This is a genomic window from Paenibacillus sp. BIC5C1, from assembly GCF_032399705.1.
GTDB lineage: Bacteria > Bacillota > Bacilli > Paenibacillales > Paenibacillaceae > Paenibacillus > Paenibacillus taichungensis_A.
This window is the reverse complement of record NZ_CP135922.1, coordinates 5,947,841-5,973,026: the sequence shown is the minus strand read 5'-3', so window position 1 is coordinate 5,973,026 and position 25,186 is coordinate 5,947,841. Positions and strand designations below refer to the sequence as shown.

Here is a 25,186-nt window from a genome sequence, read left to right as displayed (position 1 = left end):
TAACCACGCTGCTGAAATTCATCTTTATTGGAGAGTTTGATCCTGGCTCAGGACGAACGCTGGCGGCATGCCTAATACATGCAAGTCGAGCGGACTTGATGAGAAGCTTGCTTCTCTGATAGTTAGCGGCGGACGGGTGAGTAACACGTAGGCAACCTGCCCTCAAGCTTGGGACAACTACCGGAAACGGTAGCTAATACCGAATAGTTGTTTTCTTCTCCTGAAGAGAACTGGAAAGACGGAGCAATCTGTCACTTGGGGATGGGCCTGCGGCGCATTAGCTAGTTGGTGGGGTAACGGCTCACCAAGGCGACGATGCGTAGCCGACCTGAGAGGGTGATCGGCCACACTGGGACTGAGACACGGCCCAGACTCCTACGGGAGGCAGCAGTAGGGAATCTTCCGCAATGGGCGAAAGCCTGACGGAGCAATGCCGCGTGAGTGATGAAGGTTTTCGGATCGTAAAGCTCTGTTGCCAGGGAAGAACGCTTGGGAGAGTAACTGCTCTCAAGGTGACGGTACCTGAGAAGAAAGCCCCGGCTAACTACGTGCCAGCAGCCGCGGTAATACGTAGGGGGCAAGCGTTGTCCGGAATTATTGGGCGTAAAGCGCGCGCAGGCGGTCATTTAAGTCTGGTGTTTAATCCCGGGGCTCAACCCCGGATCGCACTGGAAACTGGGTGACTTGAGTGCAGAAGAGGAGAGTGGAATTCCACGTGTAGCGGTGAAATGCGTAGATATGTGGAGGAACACCAGTGGCGAAGGCGACTCTCTGGGCTGTAACTGACGCTGAGGCGCGAAAGCGTGGGGAGCAAACAGGATTAGATACCCTGGTAGTCCACGCCGTAAACGATGAGTGCTAGGTGTTAGGGGTTTCGATACCCTTGGTGCCGAAGTTAACACATTAAGCACTCCGCCTGGGGAGTACGGTCGCAAGACTGAAACTCAAAGGAATTGACGGGGACCCGCACAAGCAGTGGAGTATGTGGTTTAATTCGAAGCAACGCGAAGAACCTTACCAGGTCTTGACATCCCTCTGACCGGTACAGAGATGTATCTTTCCTTCGGGACAGAGGAGACAGGTGGTGCATGGTTGTCGTCAGCTCGTGTCGTGAGATGTTGGGTTAAGTCCCGCAACGAGCGCAACCCTTGATCTTAGTTGCCAGCACTTCGGGTGGGCACTCTAAGGTGACTGCCGGTGACAAACCGGAGGAAGGTGGGGATGACGTCAAATCATCATGCCCCTTATGACCTGGGCTACACACGTACTACAATGGCCGGTACAACGGGCTGTGAAGCCGCGAGGTGGAACGAATCCTAAAAAGCCGGTCTCAGTTCGGATTGCAGGCTGCAACTCGCCTGCATGAAGTCGGAATTGCTAGTAATCGCGGATCAGCATGCCGCGGTGAATACGTTCCCGGGTCTTGTACACACCGCCCGTCACACCACGAGAGTTTATAACACCCGAAGTCGGTGGGGTAACCGCAAGGAGCCAGCCGCCGAAGGTGGGATAGATGATTGGGGTGAAGTCGTAACAAGGTAGCCGTATCGGAAGGTGCGGCTGGATCACCTCCTTTCTATGGAGAATCGTTTCCCGAGTGGAAACATTCAAATACAAAATCTAGACAGGTCGGCTAGTTACTCACTCGTTGCTCAGTTTTGAGAGCTCAAACTCTCAAACAGCTTGCTTTTGCATGGAGCTTGTTCTTTGAAAACTAGATATCGAAACGAAATTTTGCGATTTAGAACATTCCTTTTTAAGCTGAACTTGTGTTAAACAAGTTTCAATAAATAGTGAAAACTGCATTGCGATGGTATCGAATGGGAGCGACTTTTGGCTTTGCGTAAGCAAAACAAGGGAAGCGAGCAGTCGAAACCGGAGCAATTATGGTTAAGCTACTAAGAGCACACGGAGGATGCCTAGGCGCTAGGAGCCGATGAAGGACGTGGCGAACAACGAAACTGCCTCGGGGAGCTGTAAGCAAGCTTTGATCCGGGGGTGTCCGAATGGGGAAACCCAGCTGGGGTAATTTCCAGTTACTCATAACTGAATACATAGGTTATGTAGAGGCATACCAGGGGAACTGAAACATCTAAGTACCCTGAGGAAGAGAAAACAATAGTGATTCCGTCAGTAGCGGCGAGCGAACGCGGAGAAGTCCAAACCAGAGAGCTTGCTCTTTGGGGTTGTGGGACATCTCACATGGAGTTACAAAGGAGCCGGTTAAACGAAGAGGTCTGGAAAGGCCCGCCAAAGAAGGTAAAAGCCCTGTAGTTGAAAGTCTGCTCTCTCCGAGATGTATCCCGAGTAGTGCGGGGCACGTGAAACCCCGTATGAATCCGGCAGGACCATCTGCCAAGGCTAAATACTTCCTAGCGACCGATAGTGAAGCAGTACCGTGAGGGAAAGGTGAAAAGCACCCCGGAAGGGGAGTGAAATAGAACCTGAAACCGTGTGCTTACAAAAAGTCAGAGCCCGTTTTAGGGGTGATGGCGTGCCTTTTGTAGAATGAACCGGCGAGTTACGTTCCCGTGCAAGGTTAAGGTGAAGAGCCGGAGCCGCAGCGAAAGCGAGTCTGAATAGGGCGACATAGTACGTGGACGTAGACCCGAAACCGGGTGATCTACCCCTGTCCAGGGTGAAGGTGCGGTAACACGCACTGGAGGCCCGAACCCACGCACGTTGAAAAGTGCGGGGATGAGGTGGGGGTAGCGGAGAAATTCCAATCGAACTCGGAGATAGCTGGTTCTCCCCGAAATAGCTTTAGGGCTAGCCTCGGAAAACAGAGTCGTGGAGGTAGAGCACTGATTGGGTGCGGGGCCCGCAAGGGTTACCAAGCTCAGTCAAACTCCGAATGCCATAGACTTACTTCCGGGAGTCAGACAGTGAGTGCTAAGATCCATTGTCAAAAGGGAAACAGCCCAGACCATCAGCTAAGGTCCCCAAGTGTGTGTTAAGTGGGAAAGGATGTGGAGTTGCACAGACAACCAGGATGTTGGCTTAGAAGCAGCCACCATTGAAAGAGTGCGTAATAGCTCACTGGTCGAGTGACTCTGCGCCGAAAATGTAACGGGGCTAAACACACCACCGAAGCTATGGCTTGATGCTTTGCATCAGGGGTAGGGGAGCGTTGTATAAGGGTTGAAGGTGTACCGTAAGGAGCGCTGGACATTATACAAGTGAGAATGCCGGTATGAGTAACGAAAAGATCAGTGAGAATCTGATCCGCCGAAAGCCTAAGGGTTCCTGAGGAAGGCTCGTCCGCTCAGGGTAAGTCGGGACCTAAGGCGAGGCCGAAAGGCGTAGTCGAAGGACAACAGGTCGAAATTCCTGTACCACCGTAAGCCGTTATGAGCAATGGGGGGACGCAGCAGGGTAGTGACGCGGACTGATGGATGTCCGTCTAAGCAGTGAGGCTGATGTGTAGGCAAATCCGCACATCGTAAGGCTGGGCTGTAATGGGGAGCGAAAATTATAGTAGCGAAGGTCATGATCTCACACTGCCAAGAAAAGCCTCTAGCCAGGTGATGGTGCCCGTACCGCAAACCGACACAGGTAGGCGAGAAGAGAATTCTAAGGCGCGCGGAAGAACTCTCGTTAAGGAACTCGGCAAAATGACCCCGTAACTTCGGGAGAAGGGGTGCCCCGGTAGTGTGAATAGCACGAGGGGGCCGCAGTGAAAAGGCCCAAGCGACTGTTTAGCAAAAACACAGGTCTGTGCGAAGCCGTAAGGCGAAGTATACGGGCTGACGCCTGCCCGGTGCTGGAAGGTTAAGGGGAGCGGTTAGGAGCAATCCGAAGCTGTGAACCGAAGCCCCAGTAAACGGCGGCCGTAACTATAACGGTCCTAAGGTAGCGAAATTCCTTGTCAGGTAAATTCTGACCCGCACGAATGGCGTAACGACTTGGGCGCTGTCTCAACGAGAGATCCGGTGAAATTTTAATACCTGTGAAGATGCAGGTTACCCGCGACAAGACGGAAAGACCCCATGGAGCTTTACTGCAGCTTGATATTGAATTTGGGTACGATCTGTACAGGATAGGTGGGAGCCTTTGAAGCAGGAGCGCAAGCTTCTGTGGAGGCACCGTTGGGATACCACCCTGATCGTATCTAGGTTCTAACCTGGTACCGTAATCCGGTGCGGGGACAGTGTCAGGTGGGCAGTTTGACTGGGGCGGTCGCCTCCTAAAGAGTAACGGAGGCGCCCAAAGGTTCCCTCAGAATGGTTGGAAATCATTCGAAGAGTGCAAAGGCATAAGGGAGCTTGACTGCGAGACCTACAAGTCGAGCAGGGACGAAAGTCGGGCTTAGTGATCCGGTGGTACCGCATGGAAGGGCCATCGCTCAACGGATAAAAGCTACCCTGGGGATAACAGGCTTATCTCCCCCAAGAGTCCACATCGACGGGGAGGTTTGGCACCTCGATGTCGGCTCATCGCATCCTGGGGCTGAAGTAGGTCCCAAGGGTTGGGCTGTTCGCCCATTAAAGCGGTACGCGAGCTGGGTTCAGAACGTCGTGAGACAGTTCGGTCCCTATCTGTCGTGGGCGTAGGAAATTTGAGAGGAGCTGTCCTTAGTACGAGAGGACCGGGATGGACGTACCGCTGGTGTACCAGTTGTTCCGCCAGGAGCACCGCTGGGTAGCTATGTACGGACGGGATAAGCGCTGAAAGCATCTAAGCGTGAAGCCCCCCTCAAGATGAGATTTCCCAGTATGTAAGACCCCTTGAAGACGACGAGGTAGATAGGCTGGGGGTGGAAGTGCAGCAATGCATGGAGCTGACCAGTACTAATCGGTCGAGGGCTTATCCAATATGCAGGTTATGAATCGCAAATTTCGTTTCGGATCTAGTTTTCAGAGAATGATCTCTGAAGCATTATTCCCTGATAGCTCAGTTGGTAGAGCACTCGACTGTTAATCGAGTTGTCACAGGTTCGAGCCCTGTTCGGGGAGCCATATGGAGAGGTGTCCGAGTTGGCCGAAGGAGCACGATTGGAAATCGTGTAGGCGCCACAAGCGTCTCGAGGGTTCGAATCCCTCTCTCTCCGCCATAGCAAGGCCCGTTGGTCAAGGGGTTAAGACACCTCCCTTTCACGGAGGTAACAGGGGTTCGAATCCCCTACGGGTCATATCTAACTTCAAAAAAAGAAGTTGATTTACACAGCAGTTTTATGATAAGATCATAAATGTGTTGTTCGGAGGCTTAGCTCAGCTGGGAGAGCATCTGCCTTACAAGCAGAGGGTCGGGGGTTCGATCCCCTCAGCCTCCACCATATAACTTTTAAATTACGACGCGGGGTGGAGCAGCCCGGTAGCTCGTCGGGCTCATAACCCGAAGGCCGCAGGTTCAAATCCTGCCCCCGCAATTATACTTTCTATGAAGAAAGTGATCTGGAACCGTGGTGTAGTTGGCCTAACATGCCTGCCTGTCACGCAGGAGATCGCGGGTTCGAATCCCGTCGGTTCCGCCATTTTAATCTTTACATGAGGAAGCTGTTCACTAAATCTGCTATATGGCACCGAACGCCCTAGATAAAGTGCAACGTTTCAGAATTAACTTTATTGTGGCTCGGTAGCTCAGTCGGTAGAGCAGAGGACTGAAAATCCTCGTGTCGGCGGTTCGATTCCGTCCCGAGCCACCATTTATCACAACTTAATACGCCGGTGTAGCTCAACTGGTAGAGCAACTGACTTGTAATCAGTAGGTTGGGGGTTCAAGTCCTCTCGCCGGCACCACTTATGGAGGATTAGCGAAGTGGCCAAACGCATCAGACTGTAAATCTGCTCCCGTACGGGTTCGGTGGTTCGAATCCATCATCCTCCACCAGTTTTTAGGGGCATAGTTTAAAGGTAGAACAACGGTCTCCAAAACCGTTGGTGTGGGTTCAATTCCTGCTGCCCCTGCCAATTAACTTTCAAGAACATATTGTATTATGGCGATCGTGGCGAAGTGGTTAACGCACCGGTTTGTGGATCCGGCATTCGGGGGTTCAATTCCCCTCGATCGCCCCTTTGTTTTTTTGGGGATTAGCCAAGCGGTAAGGCAACGGACTTTGACTCCGTCATGCATAGGTTCAAATCCTATATCCCCAGCCATTATGCGGACGTGGCTCAGCGGTAGAGCATCGCCTTGCCAAGGCGAGGGTCGCGGGTTCGATTCCCGTCGTCCGCTCCAAAATATGGCGCCATAGCCAAGTGGTAAGGCACAGCTCTGCAAAAGCTTTATCCCCAGTTCGAATCTGGGTGGCGCCTCCAGTATATTTTTATAAAAACATCATATGCCGGCGTGGCGGAATGGCAGACGCGCTCGACTCAAAATCGAGTGGGAAACCGTGGAGGTTCGAGTCCTCTCGCCGGTATTCAAGCAAGTAAGAAAAAGCTCATTAGATGCAAAATCTAATGAGCTTTTTTATTTGGCGAATTGAAAGATGACGTGCGGCAATTAAGCAAAGAAGGGCTCCTGAATGGATTCTTGTAGGTCATAACAACACCATTTTTACAGGGGAATCCAGCATATGCTAGGGCAAATACACGATATTCTGGTATCTCATAATTATTTTGTTTATGTATTGACGCATGACTTTAATAAGTATATTGTAGATGTGTAAAGTCTCTGATAATATTTTAGTTTAATTAAGGATATTAAAGCTCTTTTAAATTTGTATAAAAGGTGTTTATTGAAACAAGATAATATCCTTTTTGCGAGTGAATTTTTATTTCATAAAAGAAATGGAGTGAAGCAACGTGTCTGGAGAAAAAAATGTATCCAAGCATTCTGAGATTTTATTTGATCGATTTGTGTGGGAAGAAGCGTGGAAGAATCAGTCCACAGTTTCAAAATACAATATGAAGAGCACGGCGTTTGACGCGACATCTGCATTTGAACGATGGGCTAGAGAATATCATCAACATTCGTTTACTGAAGAGGGGAAGAAGCGCTCTGAACGCATCATAGGTTGGATTGAAAATCAGGGAGTGAGTTTTGACGGTTTATCGATATTAGATATTGGAGCAGCATCGGGCATCTTTACGATTCCTTTTGCAACTAAAGGAGCGAGCGTTATAGCTGTAGAGCCATCTGAACTGTTAGTTTCCTTAATGAAGGAGACAATTCCTGCATCCCTTACATCCAGTATTGATATCGTTTCAGAGCGGTTCGAGGACATATCGATTCAGGAAAAGGGCTGGGAGAAGAAATATGATTTTGCATTTGCATCCATGTGCCCGGCGATGTCGAATTGGGAAACGATTGAACAGGCGATCAGCACTGCCCGAAAGTATGTTTATATTAGCACGATGGCTGGATCGAGAGAGCACACACTAATAGATGAGCTTAAAGAGGTATTAGGAGCCTATCCATCATACAACGCTGGAGATATGGGATATATACAACAGCTGCTGTACCTGAAAGATTATTCGTACACCACCTTAATCACTAAAGAAACAAGTTATATTGAGATGCCTGTTGAGGAAGTCGTTGATAAGCTTAAGGAATGGCTTAGCACGCACGAACTGCCAACGGATGAAGGTTCTCTTGCCCTGGCTGAACAATATATCAGAGACACTTACAAAGATGGTGTGGTTACATTCTCACGCGGAGGGAAGTTTGGTAAAATTCTGATTCAATTGGAGCAACCGAATATGAAAGTGGTACGTACCAAGGAAAAGTAGACCTATTCCAGCAGTAATCATTTTAGATGAAGTTTTAAGGGAGCAGTTATAACTGCTCCCTTTTTTTGATGGTCGGATATAACACAATTTATTCTTCGCCTGAATAACAAACGTTCTTCTTCTATAAATAGTACTTCATCCCCCAAAGAGCCGTTTACTGCTTTATGGATAGATCAGGCTTCTGCTTACGTTCCCTATATTGTCCGGGCGTGATTCCTTCCCATTTTCGAAAAGAACGGATAAAGTTCTGTGGATTGTTATAACGAAGCCGTGCAGCGATATCCTTGATCGTCAACTCGCTTTCGTCGAGCCACTTTTTAGCTATACTGAAGCGGTACTTCGTCAGATACTCACTAAATGCACAGCCTGTCTCTTTGCGGAACACACTGCTTAGGTAGTTGGAATTGTAATGGAGTCTGGATGCGCATTCCTCCAACGTCAGATCCTTATCGTATTCTTGCTGGATGATGGCAATCATTTTCTCGGATATGTGCTGGTATTGGGCGTACTGTCTTTCTTTCAAAATGAGAATGATCGGTATGATGATATGATTGTTAAACCATTGCTCAACCTCAGCAGCATACTGCAGAGTATGAAGTTCATTGAAAATGGACCCATGGCCTTTGGTGATCTGTCCCAGTCGTATACCGGATTCCTGCATCATCTGCAAAATATGTGTTAACAACCGGGTGAGTGCTACCTGATATTCTTCCGGTGTGCATTCCATGCCAAAGAGTACTTCAAGCAACTGATGGAGATGAGAGGATGCTAGGGCTTCATCGGCATTTTGGATAGCCTGTATCAGCGTATACTCCAGTGATTCGGGATATCGCAGTGCCCAATGTGAGGTACGATTATCGATCGTCTCAAATTGAAAGATGATACCTGCTCCCAGTTTCATTCGATGCTTGAGCGCTTCAAGGGCCTCCGTATAAGCCTGCGATATATGAAATAGGGAGGCGTGGGGCTGACTGAAGCCAATGCTTACCTGGAGACTAAGGATCTCACTGATCTGTTGCTGTAGTTGTTCCGTTAACGTATACAAATGCTGTGAAAAACGAACAAGATCTTGCTCAGGGGTACCTATAATGGTAACGACAGCCTGTTCATATACCACGGTGAATAACTGTTGCTCTGCATAAATACTCTCCTCCAGTATGTTTTGGACGGCAAACAGCAACAAATCACGATCCTTGGCATGATATTTGGTGTGATTCACAAGTTCAGCCTGAACTGCAATGACGGCTATTTGTTGCCACTCTTGAAGTTGTGAACCATAACCATTCTCTCTGAGTGTGTCATGGAGAGTGGACGGTGCATTTTTGCCCAGAAGCAGGTTGATTAGAAAATGAGTACGGATGTGCAACTTATATTGATTTAATTTGCTTTCAAGCTGGGATTGAGAAGCCGATAACTGAGAAATACCGGCTCTGATTTGCTCGAATTCATCCATATAAAGTATAGACTTGGTTTTAAAATTACCTTTGGACAACCGTTTGTCACCGAGCTGTGCAAGAAGCTTGCGGATTGGAATATGCATTCGCCTTGAACCGATCCAAGAGAGCAGCAGGGAAAGCAGTAGCATAGCAACACTGATATACATGGTGTGCAGCCCAATCTGAACATACTCGTGAGTTAGAATATTCGTAGGTGAAATGAGAATATAGGTCCACCCTTTTAGAGAAGAATGCGTGTAGGACAGCGAGTAATGTGTATCTGCAATCCGTACCTCACGTTGACCTGAGGAGGTAGCGAAACTACGCTTAGATAACAATGCACTAAAGCTGGCCTTCGAATCGCTGTCCCATATTCCTGATGCAGCCAATGGCTGACCAATATATTGGGGATCGGGGTGGACCATGATACGTTGTTCACGATTCAAAATGATCAGTCCGGCCGCAGAACTTTCAGGAGATTCCTCTTCCAGTGGTTTTTGCAGTGAACATGCCGGAATTCCCGCAATCAGGGCAGCTTCAGAAGAAACATTTACATCGGGTATCGATCTGGCAAGAGCAATATGGTAGATGCAGCCTGAATTCACCGGGCGCTCATTATTGTTAAACACGGATGAGGGTGTAAGTTGCCAACCGGATGTGAGTGTGTTCGATAACAAGTCTTTCATAGGCAGAGCCATTGGGAAATCAGTATTCAGGTATAGGCCAGCATGATCGATAAGCCAGTCTTGGGTCTGATTTACGAGCGTAATATCCATTAAAGGCTCCCACGACCTCATATTCTTGAATTCGGTCTGTAACTTCTCAGCAAACAAAGGGCCGGTGCCCTGAATCGATGAGGATGACGTTAGAGAATGGAGCGTGTCCGGTGACCGAACGGCCTGATCGAGCATATAACTTACGGTTGCAAGTTTGTGCTCTACATTAGTTTGCATTTGGATTAACAGTTGTTTATTGGCTTGTGCACGATGCAGTTCTGATTGTTTCGAAGAATAGATAAAAGCGGCGATTCCCGTCAACAGAATGGGCAGGGTACTTAACAAGATTCCGAAGACTATCATCTTATGTAGATAGCTGAATGATCGCACAGGTCCACTCCTGACTTTTGAATTAGTAACACTTTCTATTTTAGTAAACGCTTACATATAGAACAATCTAAATTTTGTTTATTTGGATAAAAAAGTAATAAAAATCCAATTGGAAAAGAATATCATGTAATCGCTCAGATTAATAGTCGTTAGCTTTCCTAGAACATGTAATGGGAAACGTCAATCGGAGAGGAACGTAGATAAAAGGTATGGACGTCATATTCACACGGGGGATCGGCGTTGAAGAAGGGTAATAAGGGATATCTAAGGCTGTTATTCGGTACAGTGGTCAATGGTCTGATCCAGGGACAGTCAAAGGTCCAACCCCATCCCCGACCTGAGTCTAGGATGAAAAACCGTCCACGGTCTGTTTTGAAAAGTCGCAGTTTCCCCTAGAATAAGGACATAAGGTTAAACAAGAAACAAACGAACAAACAAACACACAAATCAAATTAATGAACCGAAAGGGCGGTGAACAATAATTATGAGATGGAATAAAGGAAATGGCTGGGCGATTGTACTGATTGCATTGGGTGCACTTCTCCTCTTCGGAAAGTTAACTCCCCTACTGGGACATTTAATGGGTTATCTGATTCCGATCCTGATGATTGCACTTGGATACTACGGAGTTAAACGAGGAAATGTACTGCTTGGATGGATTGTTCTCTTCATCGGTATCCTCTCACTGCTGGGTAAACTGGCCTGGCTGATCGGACCGATCATCGCGATTGGGTTAATTATCTTCGGATTCTCCATGTTGAGTAATAATCGCAGTCGTCGTGGCCGTTACTAAGCTTTCACGATTATGATAAGGAGGACAGACAAAATGAGTGTATTTCGTCGAATGCGGGATATTACCGTAGCTAATTTAAACGAACATCTGGAGCAAAGTCAGGATCCAGTTAAACTGATTGATCAGTTTCTGGTCTCGACCCGCCAAGACATCGGTGAAGCCGAGAAGCTTCGTCACCAATATGCAAGCCATACCAGACAAATGAAACAACAAGCGGATCAGGCAGCAGGTATGGTACACAAACGGGAAGAACAAGCTTCCATGGCTCTGAAAGCAGGCGAGGAGCATTTGGCTAAACTTGCTTTGCAGGAGAAAATCCTCCACGAGGAAAAAATGGAGCAATACAATGAATTGTACGCACAAAGCAATGCGGCTTTACAGGAACTGGATGAACAGATCGACCAACTGAAAGTGGAGTATCAGAATGTATACAGCAAACGTCAATATTACTACGCTCGTATGCAGACGATTCAATTGCAGCAGCGAATGAATCAGAGAGGTCACTACAACGGTCAGAATGTACCCCGTATGTTCAACCGGTTGGACGATCAGGTATCTGATCTTGAATATGAGGCGCAAAGTCTCCGGGATTTGCGGCGGATGAGTCAGGATGGGGCAGGTACATCCGGCACCATGTCATCCTCTACGCTGGACAAAGAACTGGAACGGCTGAAACAAAAGCTAAACAATGACAGAAAGGAGTAGACACATGAATAAACTTTACCGCTCATCGCGTAATCGTATGATGACAGGTTTGATCGGCGGCATCTCTGAAAATCTTGGATTTAGTTCCACGCTGCTGCGTATCATTTTCTTCATCAGTATTTTCGCTACGGGGGGTACATCATTGCTGATCTACTTCATCGCTGCATTGGTAGTGCCAAAAGAACCCTATCACGCTGATCCATACACCTATGGTGCTGATCACGGAAGAGGATACAAGTAAACGAAAGGAGTAAGCATATGAGCAAATTATATCGCTCAACGCGTGACCGGATGCTGACAGGATTGTGTGGTGGTATATCCGAGTCGATCGGCATGGATTCAACCCTGCTGCGTATCATCTTTGTCATCAGTATCTTCGTAACTGGCGGCACGTCATTGTTAATCTACTTCATCGCAGCACTGGTGGTGCCAAAAGAGCCATATCCACCTTATGATCCATACGGCTATGGTCCGGGCCCAGGTCCTGGCGCTGGTAGAGGATACAACAACTTTGATCACGAGCCACCAAGAGGTCCTTTCCAAAACAACCGTAATCAAGGTCCCGGAAACTTCGGTCCTGGCCCAGGATATAACAGCAGACCTCAGTCTGGTCCACGTTCTTACGACAATAACGCTTACGGAGCAGGGTCACAGCAAGAAAGTGAACTTGATTCCATGATGAAAGATATTGAGAAAAAAGCATTGAAAAAAGAAGTTGAAGAGCTTCGCCAAAAATTATCTCGTTACGAGAAGGGAGAAAAGTAAAATGGGAGTATTTAAACGGATTAAGGATATGACTAAAGCGTCGGTAAATGATATGTTGGATAAAGTGGAAGACCCGATTGTAATGTTGAACCAGTACTTGCGTGACATGGAGGCTGAAATTCATGAGGCAGAGGTAACCGTTGCCAAACAAATGGCGAATGAACGCCGCATGAAACAGCGTCTGGACGAAGCAGAACGTACATCGGTGCAACGTGAGTCTCAGGCAGAGGCTGCACTGGCTAATGGTCAGGAAGAAGTAGCCCGTAAATTGCTGGAAGAGAAAATCTACTTCGATCAAAAAATTACGGAATACAGAGAACTTCATGCTCAATCCGAAGCTCAAGCCAAAGATTTGCTGCAACAGCTGCATGACATGAAAGACGAGTTCTACAAAATGCGTAACAAACGTAATGAACTCGTATCCCGTGCACAAATGGCGAAAGCCAAAAAACAAATGTCCCAAATCAACAGCTTGCACTCCATCGAGAGTGGTGGCGCATCCCTTGGATTCCACCGCATGGAAGAGAAAATCATGCAAATGGAAGCAGAAGCCGATGTGATCCGCGCACCTTATCGTAATACACAATCTACGTACACTAATCCTGTAGATACTGAGAAGCAATTCAAAGTGGATCAACAACTGCAAGCTCTGAAAAACAAAATCGGCAATGGTGCCAAGAATGAAACGGGCGGTACTTCAAAAGAATAACTGTTCGCTCAGCAGACAATATGATATTCTATAAATCGTGAATAAAGAACGGTTTCTAGAACAAAGGTTAAGCCATACAGGTGTTCAAAGCCTGATATGGCTTTTCCGTCGAATTGGGAAGATCAACTTACAGAGGAGGTGCGGCAGAGATGAATAAGAAGGGTCAATGGCTTGCTGTTGTAATTATTGTCATCGGCATGCTGATGTTACTGAACCGAAGTATTAACCTGCTGACCGTCGCCGCACTGATTCTGTTAACGATAGGTATGGTTCAAGTTCGTAAGGGTGACACACACAAAGGCTATCGATACCTCGGTATCGGTGCTGCTCTGTTGTTGCTTGATAATCTAATGATTGTATTTTTAATTGTACTGGCTTCGCTCGCTTACTTTTATTCCAAAAACAAAAAGATTCATCTAGATGGACATGTCATGCGCAAGCAAAATTTCATGGCTCGTTACTATTGGGATCAGGCACCATGGACATTGCGCAGCATGAGCCTATGGCATGCCTTGGGTGAGGTTAACGCAGATCTGTCCCTCTCCATTCCGGAGGATAAACAAACGATTGTACTTCTGCAAGGCGTTATGGGAAATGTTCGTCTGACGCTGCCTGAAGATTATGGTGTTGAGATTGAGGCGACGGTACTCTTTGGACGGATAAGTGTTAATGGGGAACAGGACAGTGGCATGATGAACAAATTGGTATGGAGAACTCCTGGATATGAGTCCAGTGAACATAAAGCAAAATTTGTCATTTCTTATATTGTTGGCGACCTAAACATCAGTAATCCGTAATAAGTTAAATAGGTGAAGAAGGAGGAGACCCGGATGAAGACAAAACGACATACCGACATGGTAACCCGAAGTATGGGTGAAGGGATCCTCCTTGTTTTCATTGTGCTCATTGTAATCTTGTATGTATTGTATACATATGGTTATCTTGCTCCGTTTGCAGGGTGGAGGCATCTGATTCAATCGGGTCTGGCATTACTGCTGCTCTTGATCGGTATGGGTGCGGCCTTCGGCTTCTATCAGAGCTATCGGGTCAAACGAAGGCTTGAACTGTTGCGAGAGACATTGCTGCAATGGGAAAAGGGATCACTCTCACGTACAGTGCCAGACCTTGGTATTGATGATGTCGGGCGATTAAGCGAGCAGCTTGGACGTATCGGCAAAAAGTGGGAAGATCAGGTATCCTCACTGCAGAGGCTGTCTACGAATAACGCTCAACTGGCTGAACAGGCCAGAATAACGGCCATTGTGGAGGAGAGACAGCGCCTGGCACGAGAATTGCATGATGCGGTATCGCAGCAGCTATTCGCCATTTCCATGACCGCAACAGCGGTTGGACGAAGAATGGAAAAGGATTTTGCGCGTGCCCAGCGGCAGGTGGCCCTGATTGAAGAGATGGCGTCGGTAGCTCAGTCCGAGATGCGGGCGTTACTATTGCATTTGCGACCTGTCTATCTGGAGGGTAAACATCTCGAGCAAGGTTTGCGCGATCTTGTGATGGAGTTGAAAACAAAAGTACCCATGGACATCGTGCTCGAAATGGATGAAGATATTCATTTGATCAAAGGCATCGAGAATCATCTGTTCCGTATTATTCAGGAAGCGATGTCCAATACATTACGTCATGCGAAGGCAGAAAAGATGGAAATTCGGCTTCAGCGCCGGATGGATGCCATTCGGGTACTGATTCGTGATGATGGGCAGGGATTTGATCTCGATGATCAGAAACAGGCCTCGTACGGTCTGGCCAATATGCGTGAACGTGTGACTGAAATTGGAGGAGCTATTCAATTTGTAACGGCGCCGGGCAAAGGAACACGAATTGAGATTACAATACCTTTGATGAACGATGAAAGCGAGGAAGAACATGTCAATGGAGACGGGAATAGAAACGGAGACGGAAGCGGAAACGTCGATCAAAGTATTGCTCGTGGATGATCATGAGATGGTACGCATTGGCCTCGCTGCGGTGCTGGATACTGAAGATGGCATTGAAGTGGTGGGGGAAGCAGGCAGCGGCGAGGAAGGCATTCGGTTGGCACAGGAGTATAAACCTGACGTTGTCCTGATGGATCTCGTCATGGAAGGAATGGACGGGATTGAAGCCACCCGGCAGCTGCTTAAAATGTATCCGGAATGTAAGGTCATTGTACTGACCAGTTATCTGGATGATGAAAAAATGTATCCGGTTATCGAGGCAGGAGCCTTCAGTTATCTGCTGAAAACATCCAGAGCCAATGAGGTGGCAGATGCAATCCGTGCTGCTGCTCGGGGGCAATCTGTTCTGGAGTCACAAGTGGCGTCCAAAATGATGAATCGTTTCCGACAGCCGCAGGCAGTGGCACCAGCTCATGATGAATTGACTGATCGTGAGATGGATGTACTTCGGTTAGTAGCTAAAGGCAAATCGAACCAGGACATCGCAGATGATCTCATTATCGGAATCAAGACGGTCAAATTCCATGTCACGAACATACTAGCAAAATTAGGCGTGGATGACCGTACACAGGCAGCCATCTATGCTTATAAAAATGGACTTGCGGAATAGAAAATGAAGCAGTGTGAGCGTTGAGGCACGAACTATTGGTTTGTTGAGTGCTCAAGTGAATTGAACTAATCAGGGGAGCACGATTCGAAAGTTTGTTCTGCCCATAAGATGATATAAGGTCCGATCAGCCATGAAGATGGTGGGTGGGGCTTTTTTTGTGTGCCAAAAAGAAGTTTAGCAAATGAGTAATGGGGGCATGCTGTTGATAGATTCATAGAATGTAAGAAAGAGCGGGGGATTGAAATGTTAAATCGATGGATGACAGTAGGCACACTCGCATTAGCAATCATTATACTTGTAGGCATGACTCATGTGTACGCTGAGAAGACGGAATCTGAAGCAGACAAGCTGGAACAATTGATAAAGACCGCAGATACAGCAATCGATCATGTGGAGCGTCTAGTCATCAAATGGCAAGGGGAAGGCCGTGGAGATGCAAAAGAGCAGGCAGAGCTGCTCGCTCATCGGCTGGGATTGCAACAGCCTGAACACGGTGTTCAGACGGGGCATGATGTGTATCGTAGTGAGATGGCTGCTGATGCTCAGCATGCAGGCATTCTGGTCAATGTTGTCGTGACGGGGGAAAAGGAATACTATGCGATCGTCCAGTTATCTGGCAATGAACATACGGACCAACGTTTATTGACCACATTACATGAACAAGTATCCAAGTTGCTCAACGATTCGGGTATGAAGCCAGCATGGAATTTCGCTGTGCAGGGCACCAGTGCAATGGAAAGTGGCGCGAGCAGTCAATTGCAGCAAATCGAGGAACAGCTGTCTGGAGATATGCAAATGCAAGCGATAGAACGTTATACAGATAACAGCACTGCCAGCGTGTCATATGAGGCATCGGATCTGCCCATAGCGATTAAAAGCGGTAAGCATCACTTGAACATGCAGCTTGCTGTCCATCAGGATGACGAAAAGGGGACTAATCGAGTTACAGTAGGTTTCCCGGTGATCACGATCGAATATTAATGCAATATTCAAGCAGATTTATAAGTCCGATTATGAAATTTTATAGATGAATTTTCCATGAATTGTGGAAAAATATTGATAACATTTCTCAGGAAAATTAGTGCAACCCATGGGGCTTTATGCTAAAATGGCATCACATCCAAGAAGGAAATTTGCTGGTAATTGACGGTTGTATGTTGCGTATATAACACCATTACATAGCTCGGGGAGAGTGTGGAGATATCTTCCCGGAAAGAAAGAGGAGCCCATGGTCGAAAAACAAATGCAAGATGAAGTGCAGACACCAGGTGCAGTATTTTTCATTTTTGGAGCAACGGGTGATTTGGCCCGCCGGAAGCTGTTTCCGGCGATCTACAGTCTCTACCGCGAAGGCAAGTTAGCCGAAGACTTTGCGGTTATTGGTGTAGCGCGTCGTCCGAGGTCACCAGAAGAATTCCGGGAAGACATCTATGAATCCATTAAGGAGTTCTGCCGCTATCCGGCGGGGGAACCCGATGAGTGGAACGCTTTTGTCGAACATTTTGAGTATAAATCACTAGATATTAATAACGTGGACGGTTTCAAAGAATTACGTGAGCAGACAGAGAGTTTGGAAGCGAAGTTTAACACACCGGGTAACCGTCTGTTCTATCTGGCGCTGGCACCTGAGCTCTTCGGCAGCGTCTCATATAGTTTGCGTGATGGTGGAATGCTGGAGAGCCGCGGGTGGAATCGACTTGTGATTGAGAAACCATTTGGATATGATCTGCAATCTGCGGAGCATCTGAATGAGCAGATCCGTGAAGTGTTCCGTGAGGAAGAGATTTATCGGATTGACCATTATCTGGGCAAGGAAATGGTGCAGAATATCGAAGTGATTCGCTTTGGTAATGCCTTTTTCGAGCCGCTTTGGAACAATAAACATATTGCCAACGTTCAGATTACCCTTGGAGAGACGGTTGGTGTGGAAGAACGTGGCGGATACTACGATCATTCGGGAGCTTTGCGCGATATGGGCCAGAACCATATGCTGCAGATGCTAACGATGATTGCCATGGAGCCGCCAAGTCGTTTATTCCCGGAGGACATCCGCGATGAGAAGGTTAAAGTATTGCGTTCTCTGCGTGCGTTTACCTCTAATGAAGAAGTAAGCACTAACGTTGTGCGCGGGCAGTATACCGAAGGGGAGTATCGTGGTAAGCAGCTTCCTGGTTATCGTCAGGAGGACAAGGTTGATCCGGAATCCAGTACGGAGACTTATTTTGCCGCACGTGTATTTGTGGATAATTTCCGCTGGGCGGGTGTGCCGTTCTATATTCGGACAGGCAAGCGCCTTCCGGTGAAAACGACCGAGATTGTAGTTGAATTCAAATCCATGCCAAGTAACGTCTATCTGGGGAAAAAGTATAAACTGGAGCCGAATTTACTCGTTATTCGGGTGAATCCGATGGAAGGCATTTATATTAAAATCAATGCCAAGAAACCGGGTTCAGACTCCGAGATTCAGCCGCTGGCGATGGATTTCTGTCAGAGCTGCATGATTGGAATCAACTCGCCGGAGGCGTATGAACGATTGCTGCATGATGCAGCAGAAGGAGACTCCACTTACTTTACCCGTTGGGATGAAGTGGCTACAGCATGGTCCTTCGTTGACCGGATTGCGGCGGCTTGGGCGGAAAATCACGGAGAGCTGCACACGTATCCAGCAGGTACGTGGGGGCCCGAAGCAATAGGCAAACTGCTGGAGCAGGATGGGTTCCACTGGTGGCCGGTTAATGGTCAGGACGAAGACAGTGTCATCTGGCAAGTAAATAATTAATCGCGGGAGTATCACTCATGAGTGGCAGGAGTTTTGATTAGAGCGAAGTCATTTTATTGGTGATAAGACTAACACTTTTAAAAATAGACTTGGGAAGAACGCAGAAATGCGATCTTTTCAGGTCTTTTTTGCGATAGAGAAGTGGGGGATGTAAAAATGTGCATATAATAAAATCAGTTATTGACAAAAAGTAAGTATATAACTTATACTCAACTCTAGAGATAAAGAGATTAAGCAAAGACGTACGAAAAACCGATGACGAATCGGAAACGTACATCATTCATGAGATAAAATGTGAACCAGGTGAAGGGGTTACGAAATACATTCATGAAGAAAAAAATTTAGCATAATATCTTTAATCTAAGAATACTATTTTGTATATATTGAATGGAGGAAAAGAAAATGTTGGATGTAGGATTGTTGTTGATTCGTTTGGTGATTGGATTGTCATTCATGGCGCACGGGGCTCAGAAACTGTTTGGATGGTTTGGAGGATACGGGATAAAGGGAACCGGCGGCTGGTTTGAGTCCATGGGGATGAAGCCGGGCGCTCTGGTTGCACTGCTCGCGGGATTGGCGGAATTCGGCGGGGGGTTGCTGCTGGCTCTGGGTCTGCTCACACCAGTAGGAGGCATTCTGATTGCTCTGACTATGGTTATTGCCATCGTGAAGGTTCATGGTGCGAACGGATACTGGTCCACGCAAAACGGATTTGAATATAACCTGGCCATCCTGGTCCTTGGTGTAGCGCTAGCTTTGACAGGTGGAGGACAATACGCTCTGGACACATTAATTTTCTAAGAGCGGTAAGCGAAATGAATTATGAGTACCTGGAAGCCATAATGATGGCGGAAGGGTGCTCTTTTTTTGCAATCGGAAAAGAGTAGAATCTGCTGTACGTAATCGGTTATTTTCGGTAAAGATTATGGTACAATAGGAAAGTTGGATATTAAATCAGGTCTACGGCATGAATGAAAACACAATGCTTAGGGAGGATGAACTCCGTTGTAAATGTGTAAAATTAACATAGGATGCTTAATTGCCTCATGTGCGAAATGCGAATGTACAATCAACCGGCATAGCCGGATTGCATAAAGATTGAATGGTAGACCGGCCTCGCCGGATTAACGTGAATGAACGGACGAAAGGGATAGAATCTATGAGCAAAGCTGCAGATAACATTCTTCAACAGGAAGTGGACAAACGCCGGACGTTTGCCATTATTTCTCACCCGGATGCGGGTAAAACAACATTAACCGAGAAACTGTTGCTGTTCGGGGGCGCGATTCGTCTTGCCGGTACAGTAAAAGCTCGGAAAGCAAGCAAACATGCAACAAGTGACTGGATGGAGATTGAAAAGCAACGGGGGATCTCGGTAACTTCTTCCGTAATGCAGTTTGATTACCTGGGTCATCGCATCAATATCCTGGATACACCGGGTCACCAAGACTTCAGTGAAGATACGTATCGTACATTGACAGCTGCCGATAGCGCAGTGATGTTGATTGACGTGGCCAAAGGTGTCGAGGCACAGACCATTAAATTGTTCCAGGTTTGTGCGAAGCGTGGTATTCCGATCTTTACGTTCATCAACAAGCTGGACCGTGAAGGACAAAGTCCGTTTGATCTGATGGAAGAACTCGAAAACGTTCTGGGGATTCGCTCCGTACCGATGAACTGGCCGATTGGTACAGGTCGTGAACTTTGTGGCGTGTACGATCGGATGAAAAGTCAGGTGGAATTGTTCCAAGGGGACGATCACTCGACGATTAAAGTACAGAAAGTGGATGGATACGAAGATCCGATCATTCGTGAGATGGCAGGAGACTATCTGCATGATCAGCTGTGTCAGGACCTGGAGCTTCTGGATGTTGCAGGAGACCAGTTCGACATGGAGAAGGTACAACGCGGTGAACTGACCCCCGTATTCTTCGGTAGTGCCATCAATAACTTCGGCGTGCAGACGTTCCTTGAGAACTTCCTGCAGCTCGCACCGAAGCCGGAACCACGTCGCAGTACAGCGGGTGAGATTGAGCCAACGAATGAGAAATTCAGCGGTTATGTGTTCAAAATCCAGGCGAATATGAACCCGGCACACCGGGATCGTATCGCATTCCTGCGAATTGTATCCGGTAAGTTCCAACGCGGTATGAGTGTGAAGCATAATCGTGTGGGCAAAGAAATCAAACTGTCGCAGCCTCAGCAATTCCTTGCACAGGATCGGGATATTGTAGAAGAGGCTTACGCAGGCGATATTATTGGTCTGTTCGATCCGGGTATCTTCCGGATTGGCGATTCATTGAGCCAAGGTAGCGAGGTTATTTTTGACGAACTGCCAACGTTCTCACCAGAGATTTTTGCCAAAGTAACAGTTAAAAATGCATTGAAACATAAACAGTACCAAAAAGGGATTGACCAGTTGACCGAGGAAGGTACGATCCAGGTGTTCAACACCGTTAGCTTCGACGAGACATTGCTCGGCGTAGTGGGTCAGCTGCAATTCGAGGTATTTGAATACCGGATGAAGGGCGAGTACGGGGTAGACGTGCAGCTACAGCGTATGCCTTATCAATTTGCTCGCTGGATCGTGGACGAGAATCTGGACCCAAGTAAATTCCGGATCAACTCTGCTCTGGTGAAAGATAAAAAAGGCAATCATGTAGTCCTGTTCGAAAATGAATACGCGATGAGAACCGCAATGGATAAAAATCCAACGGCGAAATTCCTGGAGACAGCTCCATAAGCCGTTTTTTCCTAAGGTAGTAAACACAGCAGAAGCAAATGACCTAAATCTCTAATCAGAGGGGTTTAGGTCATTTTTGTCGTTCCCAGCGGTTGTAGCTCATTAAGGATTTCGCCGCATAAGGAAAAAGAGAAAATAACATTCAATCATCGTTCAGTCATAATTGAGCGGCTTTTCCTTTTCTGAAACGCTGGTATATACAAACAAGGTACAGCCTCCTGAGTTATGCTCAGTGGCTGTACCTTGTTTGGTTGGGGAGCCTAATTAGTCTACAGGGATATAACTGCCTTGCTCTTGGAGCAAGGCATCATCCAGACCAATGAGCCAAAATCTTTTTTGCAGACAGAACAACGTGATGATGGTACCTTTCCCTCCAAGGCTTCAGTTATCTGATGGGTTGAACGGGAATGGTGTGCAGATGCTCCTGCGCGATTTGAATTAATTCTTCCTGCTTGGCAGGTTCCGTGTTCTTCCAGATCATTTCGAAAATGGCGCCAAGTCCGGGTAATGCTGCTTCCGGTCCATCTACAGAACCTTCGATCATCTCCCGAAGCTGATCATCACTTTTATCATGAACTTTATGAACAATCGCTTCACGCAGGCTTAATGTAATTGGCATCGCAAGTCCCTCCTCGTATATTCGGCTGCTCTATTACTGTTCCCTGGGAAGCGTGAGCGCATTCAAGTTTATTGGGCTTTGTGGTATACTACGAAGGATATTTAAGTGGACATTCACCTGTTAATTGAAAAATGGACTACCAATAGATGCGTAATGCTGAGGTGCAGCGGGAGGTTAGACCCTAATGGCAAAAAAACAATACGCCGTCATTGGCATGGGACGGTTCGGATCAAGTGTAGCCAATGCGCTGAGCGGCATGGGATTCGACGTACTGGCCATTGATGCGGACGAGCAGCGGACCCAGGAAATGTCCAATGTGGTGACTCATGCCGTATCGGCAGATTCAACAGACGAAGAAGCGCTGCGTGCGCTAGGCATACGAAATTTTGATGTCGTCGTTGTGGCGATTGGTGAAGACATTCAGTCGAGTATTCTCACGACCCTTATTCTGAAGGATATGGGTGTACCTGTTCTGATTGTAAAAGCACAAAATGAGCTTCATGGTAAAGTATTGCAGAAGATCGGAGCAGACAAGGTTATTTATCCTGAGCGGGATATGGGACTGCGTGTAGCCCATCATCTGACATCTCCAAACATTCTTGATTACATCGAGTTATCTGAAGATTACAGCATTTTGGAGATGAGAGCGTCTGAGCAAATGATCGGTAAAAATCTGCTGGAGCTAAATATTCGTGCACGTTTTGGGTGTAACGTGATGGCGATCCGCAGTGGGAATTCGATGAATATCTCTCCGTATGCGGAGGATCGGATTGCGGACGGCGATGTGCTGATCATCGTTGGCCACAAGGACCATTTGACGAAAATGGAGCTTGCATATCCAAAGTGATAAGTACGTTGATGGGATGATGGAACATTCTTTGGTCGGATAACTTCAATTCGTCATGTAACATGTTGATAAAAAATCCCGCAGACGGGAAGGATGGAAAGATGGATATTGTATCACCGCAAAATACACGTGTGAAGGAATGGGCACAACTGCTGGAGAAAAAGCACCGTACCCGTCAACATAAATATATTATTGAAGGCATTCATCTCGTACAGGAAGCGCTGCGCGCCGGGGCACATCTGGAATGCATCGTTTACGATGGGGAGCAGGGTGTACCCAAGGAACTGGCTGGACTGGAGGCTCCACTTCAGCATGTGGAATGGATCAGTGTATCCCCTGCGGTTATCGCCAAGTGTACGGATACGATGACCCCCCAACCTGTTTTTGCCGTTGTACATAAAGGTCGTGAGCCGCTACAAAGCTTGTTGTCTTCCTCCAAGGGGCTGGTCGTTGTATTGGACAATGTTCAGGACCCTGGTAATGTGGGAACGATCATTCGCAGTGCGGATGCAGCGGGAGCGGCAGGTGTTGTGCTCGGTGCGGGTTGTGCCGATGTCTATAATCCGAAAACGATCCGTTCGACGATGGGCTCATTGTTTCATTTACCCATCGTCGAAGGGCAGTTGGAGTCGTTGCTGCCTGAAGCAAAAGCTGCGGGTGTAAAGTTGGTTAGTACGTCTTTGCAGGCAGAGTATTCGTGTTACAGTTATGATTTTACCCAATCGGTGTGGCTTGTGATCGGTAATGAGGGCAAGGGCATATCGGAGTCTACTGCACAACTGGTGGACGATGCAATTACGATTCCGATGCAGGGACAGGCAGAGTCACTTAATGCCGCGATGGCGGCAACGATTTTGTTGTTCGAGGCGATGAGGCAGCGTATGGTGTAACCCATAAATAATATACTTTATGTTTATATTAGGTAAGAAATATAAGCTTATTCCAACTCAAACGATGAGTGAGGAATGAGCTTTTTTTGCATGGTGGGTGAAATGTGAAATAAATAAATCGAACGATATGGAGCTGGTATGCCAATATATAGTGTAAGGAGGAAGGAGATGGATGATGAGTGAGGCGGAAAAGTACATAAAACTTGTGGAATTAACCCGGGCTGGCGATTACGAAGCTTACGGAGAGTTATATGAGCTAACTGTGATGGATGTGTATCGTACTGTTCGTTTTCTGATTCGTGACTCATCCGACGCGGAAGATCTGGTACAGGAAATTTATATTCAGGCATACAGGTCATTAGAGCGTTACGATTCGGAGAGAGCGTTTCGTCCATGGTTAATGGGTGTGACGATGCGACAGGTCCGAAGTTACCGGCGGAGACGATTGACGCAATTTCGTTTTAGCAAACGGATGGAAAAGTCTGATACGGGGCTTGAGTATGATTTTTCCGGAGACTTAATCAACAAACTGGCAAATCGCCCTCTGCTTGAACAGGTGCACAGATTGCCGTACAAGCTGCAGCAGGCGATCACTCTTCACTATTTGAACGAGTACACGCAAGAGGAGATTTCTTGCATATTGGACATTCCGCTAGGAACGGTGAAATCTCGTATTCATGCGGCACTAACCAAGTTGAGGCAGAATCAGAAGTTGAACCTAGGTATTCGGGGAAAGGTGGAGGATTTACATGAATATCGATGAACAGCTGCGAACAGCCTACCAGGAAGAGACGGAAGACTGGATCATTGCTGAGAGAACCAAACATAAAATCATGAATGCTATACGAAGTGAATCACATCTCAAAAGACATCGAAAAAAATGGCTGGTTACGGTGCTGCTGGTCGCTGTGCTCATCATTCCTACTGGGGCTTATGCGGGATATACTTATTTGGCTAACGAAATGTATGGTTCACAGGAAAATATATCAGCGGTGGGTGGAACATCGGAGGATTACATGAGACTGGAAGAGAAGCTTCAGTCAGCCAAAGCACATTTAAGTGAAGAGGAATTTATTCAATTTATGGGTCTGATGAAGCAAATGGGACAAATGGCTTTGAAGTATACGGATCAACAGGGAGAGATGCATCCCGAGCAATGGAGTGTCACAGAACAGACGGAGTTTAATCGTCTTACTGCAGAACTGGAACCATTTTTTAAAAAGCTGGAAGCAGCAAGTGTAAACTCTCCAAAAGAACCTATGGACCAGGAACAATTTTGGAAGGAACAGCTAGCAATGGCAGAGACGAAGTTTTCTGAGGAGCAGTTTACCGAGTTCAAATCGTTGTATGAACAGATGAAGCAGTTTGAAGCCATGGTGATGGATCAGGATGGGAACATGCATGAAGAACGATTGTCTGCGGAGCAGAAGGAAGAACTGAAGCAGGTACGTGAGCAGATTTTTCCCTTCTTGGAGAAGTTGGGACTGGATGTACGCAAACCGAGTGAGTAGCTTAGGTAGTGTTCAGGGGCTGAGGAGCGAAAGGATTTCATACCTTTG

19 protein-coding genes, 15 tRNA genes and 2 rRNA genes are annotated in these 25,186 nt (G+C 47.1%); 34 read left to right on the top strand and 2 right to left on the bottom strand.

Going from position 1 to position 25,186, the window contains the following annotated elements:
• Nucleotides 1-24: 24 nt before the first annotated feature.
• From RS891_RS26795 to RS891_RS26710, 18 genes are all read left to right on the top strand, one after another.
• Nucleotides 25-1,576: ribosomal RNA gene (locus RS891_RS26795) — 16S ribosomal RNA — on the top strand.
• Between the two features lie 312 nt (nt 1,577-1,888).
• A 23S ribosomal RNA gene (locus RS891_RS26790) occupies nt 1,889-4,814 on the top strand.
• Together the 16S and 23S rRNA genes with 15 tRNA genes alongside form the textbook arrangement of a ribosomal RNA operon.
• 68 nt (nt 4,815-4,882) lie before the next feature.
• Nucleotides 4,883-4,958 (top strand) — tRNA-Asn (locus RS891_RS26785).
• 3 nt (nt 4,959-4,961) lie between these two features.
• Nucleotides 4,962-5,053 (top strand) — tRNA-Ser (locus RS891_RS26780).
• A gap of 6 nt (nt 5,054-5,059) precedes the next feature.
• Nucleotides 5,060-5,131 (top strand) — tRNA-Glu (locus RS891_RS26775).
• 68 nt (nt 5,132-5,199) lie between these two features.
• A tRNA-Val gene (locus RS891_RS26770) sits at nt 5,200-5,275 on the top strand.
• Between the two features lie 19 nt (nt 5,276-5,294).
• A tRNA-Met gene (locus RS891_RS26765) sits at nt 5,295-5,368 on the top strand.
• Nucleotides 5,369-5,395: 27 nt separating this feature from the next.
• Nucleotides 5,396-5,473 (top strand) — tRNA-Asp (locus tag RS891_RS26760).
• A 95-nt stretch (nt 5,474-5,568) separates the two neighbouring features.
• Nucleotides 5,569-5,644: transfer RNA gene (locus RS891_RS26755), tRNA-Phe, on the top strand.
• Between the two features lie 18 nt (nt 5,645-5,662).
• Nucleotides 5,663-5,738 (top strand) — tRNA-Thr (locus tag RS891_RS26750).
• Nucleotides 5,739-5,743: 5 nt separating this feature from the next.
• Nucleotides 5,744-5,829: transfer RNA gene (locus tag RS891_RS26745), tRNA-Tyr, on the top strand.
• A 6-nt stretch (nt 5,830-5,835) separates the two neighbouring features.
• Nucleotides 5,836-5,909, top strand: a tRNA-Trp gene (locus RS891_RS26740).
• A gap of 29 nt (nt 5,910-5,938) precedes the next feature.
• Nucleotides 5,939-6,011, top strand: a tRNA-His gene (locus tag RS891_RS26735).
• A gap of 12 nt (nt 6,012-6,023) precedes the next feature.
• Nucleotides 6,024-6,098 (top strand) — tRNA-Gln (locus RS891_RS26730).
• Between the two features lie 4 nt (nt 6,099-6,102).
• Nucleotides 6,103-6,177: transfer RNA gene (locus RS891_RS26725), tRNA-Gly, on the top strand.
• Between the two features lie 6 nt (nt 6,178-6,183).
• Nucleotides 6,184-6,257 (top strand) — tRNA-Cys (locus RS891_RS26720).
• Between the two features lie 25 nt (nt 6,258-6,282).
• Nucleotides 6,283-6,361, top strand: a tRNA-Leu gene (locus RS891_RS26715).
• A 385-nt stretch (nt 6,362-6,746) separates the two neighbouring features.
• Entirely contained in the window at nt 6,747-7,673 is a 927-nt protein-coding gene (locus RS891_RS26710) for a class I SAM-dependent methyltransferase (protein ID WP_315793644.1), read from the top strand.
• Nucleotides 7,674-7,827: 154 nt separating this feature from the next.
• Here the strand turns inward: RS891_RS26710 and RS891_RS26705 are convergent, their stop codons facing one another.
• The gene (locus RS891_RS26705) at nt 7,828-10,215 is read right to left on the bottom strand and encodes a helix-turn-helix domain-containing protein (protein ID WP_315793643.1); all 2,388 of its coding nucleotides are present in this window, start codon (nt 10,213-10,215) and stop codon (nt 7,828-7,830) included.
• Nucleotides 10,216-10,699: 484 nt separating this feature from the next.
• Between RS891_RS26705 and RS891_RS26700 the strand changes: the two genes are divergently transcribed.
• The 12 genes from RS891_RS26700 to RS891_RS26645 all read left to right on the top strand — a co-directional run bounded on the left by RS891_RS26700 (nt 10,700) and on the right by RS891_RS26645 (nt 21,271).
• A complete protein-coding gene (locus tag RS891_RS26700; protein ID WP_024634156.1) occupies nt 10,700-11,008 on the top strand; it encodes a LiaF transmembrane domain-containing protein in 309 nt (102 codons plus the stop codon).
• Between the two features lie 33 nt (nt 11,009-11,041).
• Nucleotides 11,042-11,713, top strand: a complete 672-nt coding sequence (locus RS891_RS26695) for a PspA/IM30 family protein (RefSeq protein ID WP_110002425.1) — start codon at nt 11,042-11,044, stop codon at nt 11,711-11,713.
• 4 nt (nt 11,714-11,717) lie between these two features.
• Nucleotides 11,718-11,954, top strand: coding sequence for a PspC domain-containing protein (locus RS891_RS26690; protein ID WP_113056036.1), 237 nt, complete (start codon nt 11,718-11,720; stop codon nt 11,952-11,954).
• A 17-nt stretch (nt 11,955-11,971) separates the two neighbouring features.
• The gene (locus tag RS891_RS26685) at nt 11,972-12,478 is read left to right on the top strand and encodes a PspC domain-containing protein (RefSeq protein ID WP_113056035.1); all 507 of its coding nucleotides are present in this window, start codon (nt 11,972-11,974) and stop codon (nt 12,476-12,478) included.
• A 1-nt stretch (nt 12,479) separates the two neighbouring features.
• Nucleotides 12,480-13,187, top strand: a complete 708-nt coding sequence (locus RS891_RS26680; protein WP_024634152.1) for a PspA/IM30 family protein — start codon at nt 12,480-12,482, stop codon at nt 13,185-13,187.
• 149 nt (nt 13,188-13,336) lie between these two features.
• Complete coding sequence (liaF, locus tag RS891_RS26675; protein WP_113056034.1) at nt 13,337-13,984, top strand: cell wall-active antibiotics response protein LiaF; 648 nt, start codon at nt 13,337-13,339, stop codon at nt 13,982-13,984.
• Between the two features lie 33 nt (nt 13,985-14,017).
• Nucleotides 14,018-15,139, top strand: a complete 1,122-nt coding sequence (locus RS891_RS26670) for a sensor histidine kinase (RefSeq protein ID WP_113056033.1) — start codon at nt 14,018-14,020, stop codon at nt 15,137-15,139.
• On the top strand, nt 15,075-15,749 hold the full coding sequence (locus tag RS891_RS26665; protein ID WP_090904561.1) for a response regulator transcription factor: 675 nt from the start codon (nt 15,075-15,077) through the stop codon (nt 15,747-15,749). Before RS891_RS26670 ends, RS891_RS26665 begins: the two co-directional genes overlap by 65 nt.
• 243 nt (nt 15,750-15,992) lie before the next feature.
• Entirely contained in the window at nt 15,993-16,730 is a 738-nt protein-coding gene (locus tag RS891_RS26660) for a YwmB family TATA-box binding protein (RefSeq protein WP_315793642.1), read from the top strand.
• A gap of 247 nt (nt 16,731-16,977) precedes the next feature.
• On the top strand, nt 16,978-18,528 hold the full coding sequence (gene zwf / locus RS891_RS26655) for a glucose-6-phosphate dehydrogenase (RefSeq protein ID WP_315793641.1): 1,551 nt from the start codon (nt 16,978-16,980) through the stop codon (nt 18,526-18,528).
• A gap of 402 nt (nt 18,529-18,930) precedes the next feature.
• Nucleotides 18,931-19,329: a DoxX family protein gene (locus RS891_RS26650; RefSeq protein ID WP_113056030.1), complete on the top strand. Its 399-nt coding sequence runs from the start codon at nt 18,931-18,933 to the stop codon at nt 19,327-19,329.
• Nucleotides 19,330-19,687: 358 nt separating this feature from the next.
• Nucleotides 19,688-21,271 (top strand): peptide chain release factor 3, encoded by a 1,584-nt coding sequence (locus RS891_RS26645; RefSeq protein WP_315793640.1) that lies wholly within the window; start codon nt 19,688-19,690, stop codon nt 21,269-21,271.
• Between the two features lie 385 nt (nt 21,272-21,656).
• Here RS891_RS26645 and sspI read toward each other — a convergent pair whose 3' ends face one another.
• Nucleotides 21,657-21,890 carry a small acid-soluble spore protein SspI gene (gene sspI, locus RS891_RS26640; RefSeq protein WP_062324046.1) on the bottom strand — a complete coding sequence of 78 codons (234 nt, stop codon included), beginning with the start codon at nt 21,888-21,890 and terminating at the stop codon, nt 21,657-21,659.
• Nucleotides 21,891-22,074: 184 nt separating this feature from the next.
• On the opposite strand from sspI, the gene RS891_RS26635 reads away from it, so the two are divergent.
• The 4 genes from RS891_RS26635 to RS891_RS26620 all read left to right on the top strand — a co-directional run bounded on the left by RS891_RS26635 (nt 22,075) and on the right by RS891_RS26620 (nt 25,138).
• A complete protein-coding gene (locus RS891_RS26635) occupies nt 22,075-22,737 on the top strand; it encodes a potassium channel family protein (RefSeq protein WP_064635682.1) in 663 nt (220 codons plus the stop codon).
• 101 nt (nt 22,738-22,838) lie between these two features.
• Complete coding sequence (locus tag RS891_RS26630; RefSeq protein WP_113056028.1) at nt 22,839-23,627, top strand: TrmH family RNA methyltransferase; 789 nt, start codon at nt 22,839-22,841, stop codon at nt 23,625-23,627.
• 172 nt (nt 23,628-23,799) lie between these two features.
• Nucleotides 23,800-24,390, top strand: coding sequence for a sigma-70 family RNA polymerase sigma factor (locus RS891_RS26625; protein ID WP_315793639.1), 591 nt, complete (start codon nt 23,800-23,802; stop codon nt 24,388-24,390).
• Nucleotides 24,377-25,138 carry a DUF3600 domain-containing protein gene (locus tag RS891_RS26620; RefSeq protein ID WP_315793638.1) on the top strand — a complete coding sequence of 254 codons (762 nt, stop codon included), beginning with the start codon at nt 24,377-24,379 and terminating at the stop codon, nt 25,136-25,138. The genes RS891_RS26625 and RS891_RS26620 overlap by 14 nt, the downstream gene beginning before the upstream one ends.
• The last annotated feature ends 48 nt before the right edge of the window (nt 25,139-25,186 follow it).

Coding starts and splice junctions, on each gene's coding strand:
- RS891_RS26700 (WP_024634156.1), top strand. CDS start 10,700: ATGAGATGGAATAAAGGAAATGGCTGGGCGATTGTACTGATTGCATTG.
- RS891_RS26695 (WP_110002425.1), top strand. CDS start 11,042: ATGAGTGTATTTCGTCGAATGCGGGATATTACCGTAGCTAATTTAAAC.
- RS891_RS26690 (WP_113056036.1), top strand. CDS start 11,718: ATGAATAAACTTTACCGCTCATCGCGTAATCGTATGATGACAGGTTTG.
- RS891_RS26685 (WP_113056035.1), top strand. CDS start 11,972: ATGAGCAAATTATATCGCTCAACGCGTGACCGGATGCTGACAGGATTG.
- RS891_RS26680 (WP_024634152.1), top strand. CDS start 12,480: ATGGGAGTATTTAAACGGATTAAGGATATGACTAAAGCGTCGGTAAAT.
- liaF (WP_113056034.1), top strand. CDS start 13,337: ATGAATAAGAAGGGTCAATGGCTTGCTGTTGTAATTATTGTCATCGGC.
- RS891_RS26670 (WP_113056033.1), top strand. CDS start 14,018: ATGAAGACAAAACGACATACCGACATGGTAACCCGAAGTATGGGTGAA.
- RS891_RS26665 (WP_090904561.1), top strand. CDS start 15,075: ATGGAGACGGGAATAGAAACGGAGACGGAAGCGGAAACGTCGATCAAA.
- RS891_RS26660 (WP_315793642.1), top strand. CDS start 15,993: ATGTTAAATCGATGGATGACAGTAGGCACACTCGCATTAGCAATCATT.
- zwf (WP_315793641.1), top strand. CDS start 16,978: ATGGTCGAAAAACAAATGCAAGATGAAGTGCAGACACCAGGTGCAGTA.
- RS891_RS26650 (WP_113056030.1), top strand. CDS start 18,931: ATGTTGGATGTAGGATTGTTGTTGATTCGTTTGGTGATTGGATTGTCA.
- RS891_RS26645 (WP_315793640.1), top strand. CDS start 19,688: ATGAGCAAAGCTGCAGATAACATTCTTCAACAGGAAGTGGACAAACGC.
- sspI (WP_062324046.1), bottom strand. CDS start 21,890: ATGCCAATTACATTAAGCCTGCGTGAAGCGATTGTTCATAAAGTTCAT.
- RS891_RS26635 (WP_064635682.1), top strand. CDS start 22,075: ATGGCAAAAAAACAATACGCCGTCATTGGCATGGGACGGTTCGGATCA.
- RS891_RS26630 (WP_113056028.1), top strand. CDS start 22,839: ATGGATATTGTATCACCGCAAAATACACGTGTGAAGGAATGGGCACAA.
- RS891_RS26625 (WP_315793639.1), top strand. CDS start 23,800: ATGATGAGTGAGGCGGAAAAGTACATAAAACTTGTGGAATTAACCCGG.
- RS891_RS26620 (WP_315793638.1), top strand. CDS start 24,377: ATGAATATCGATGAACAGCTGCGAACAGCCTACCAGGAAGAGACGGAA.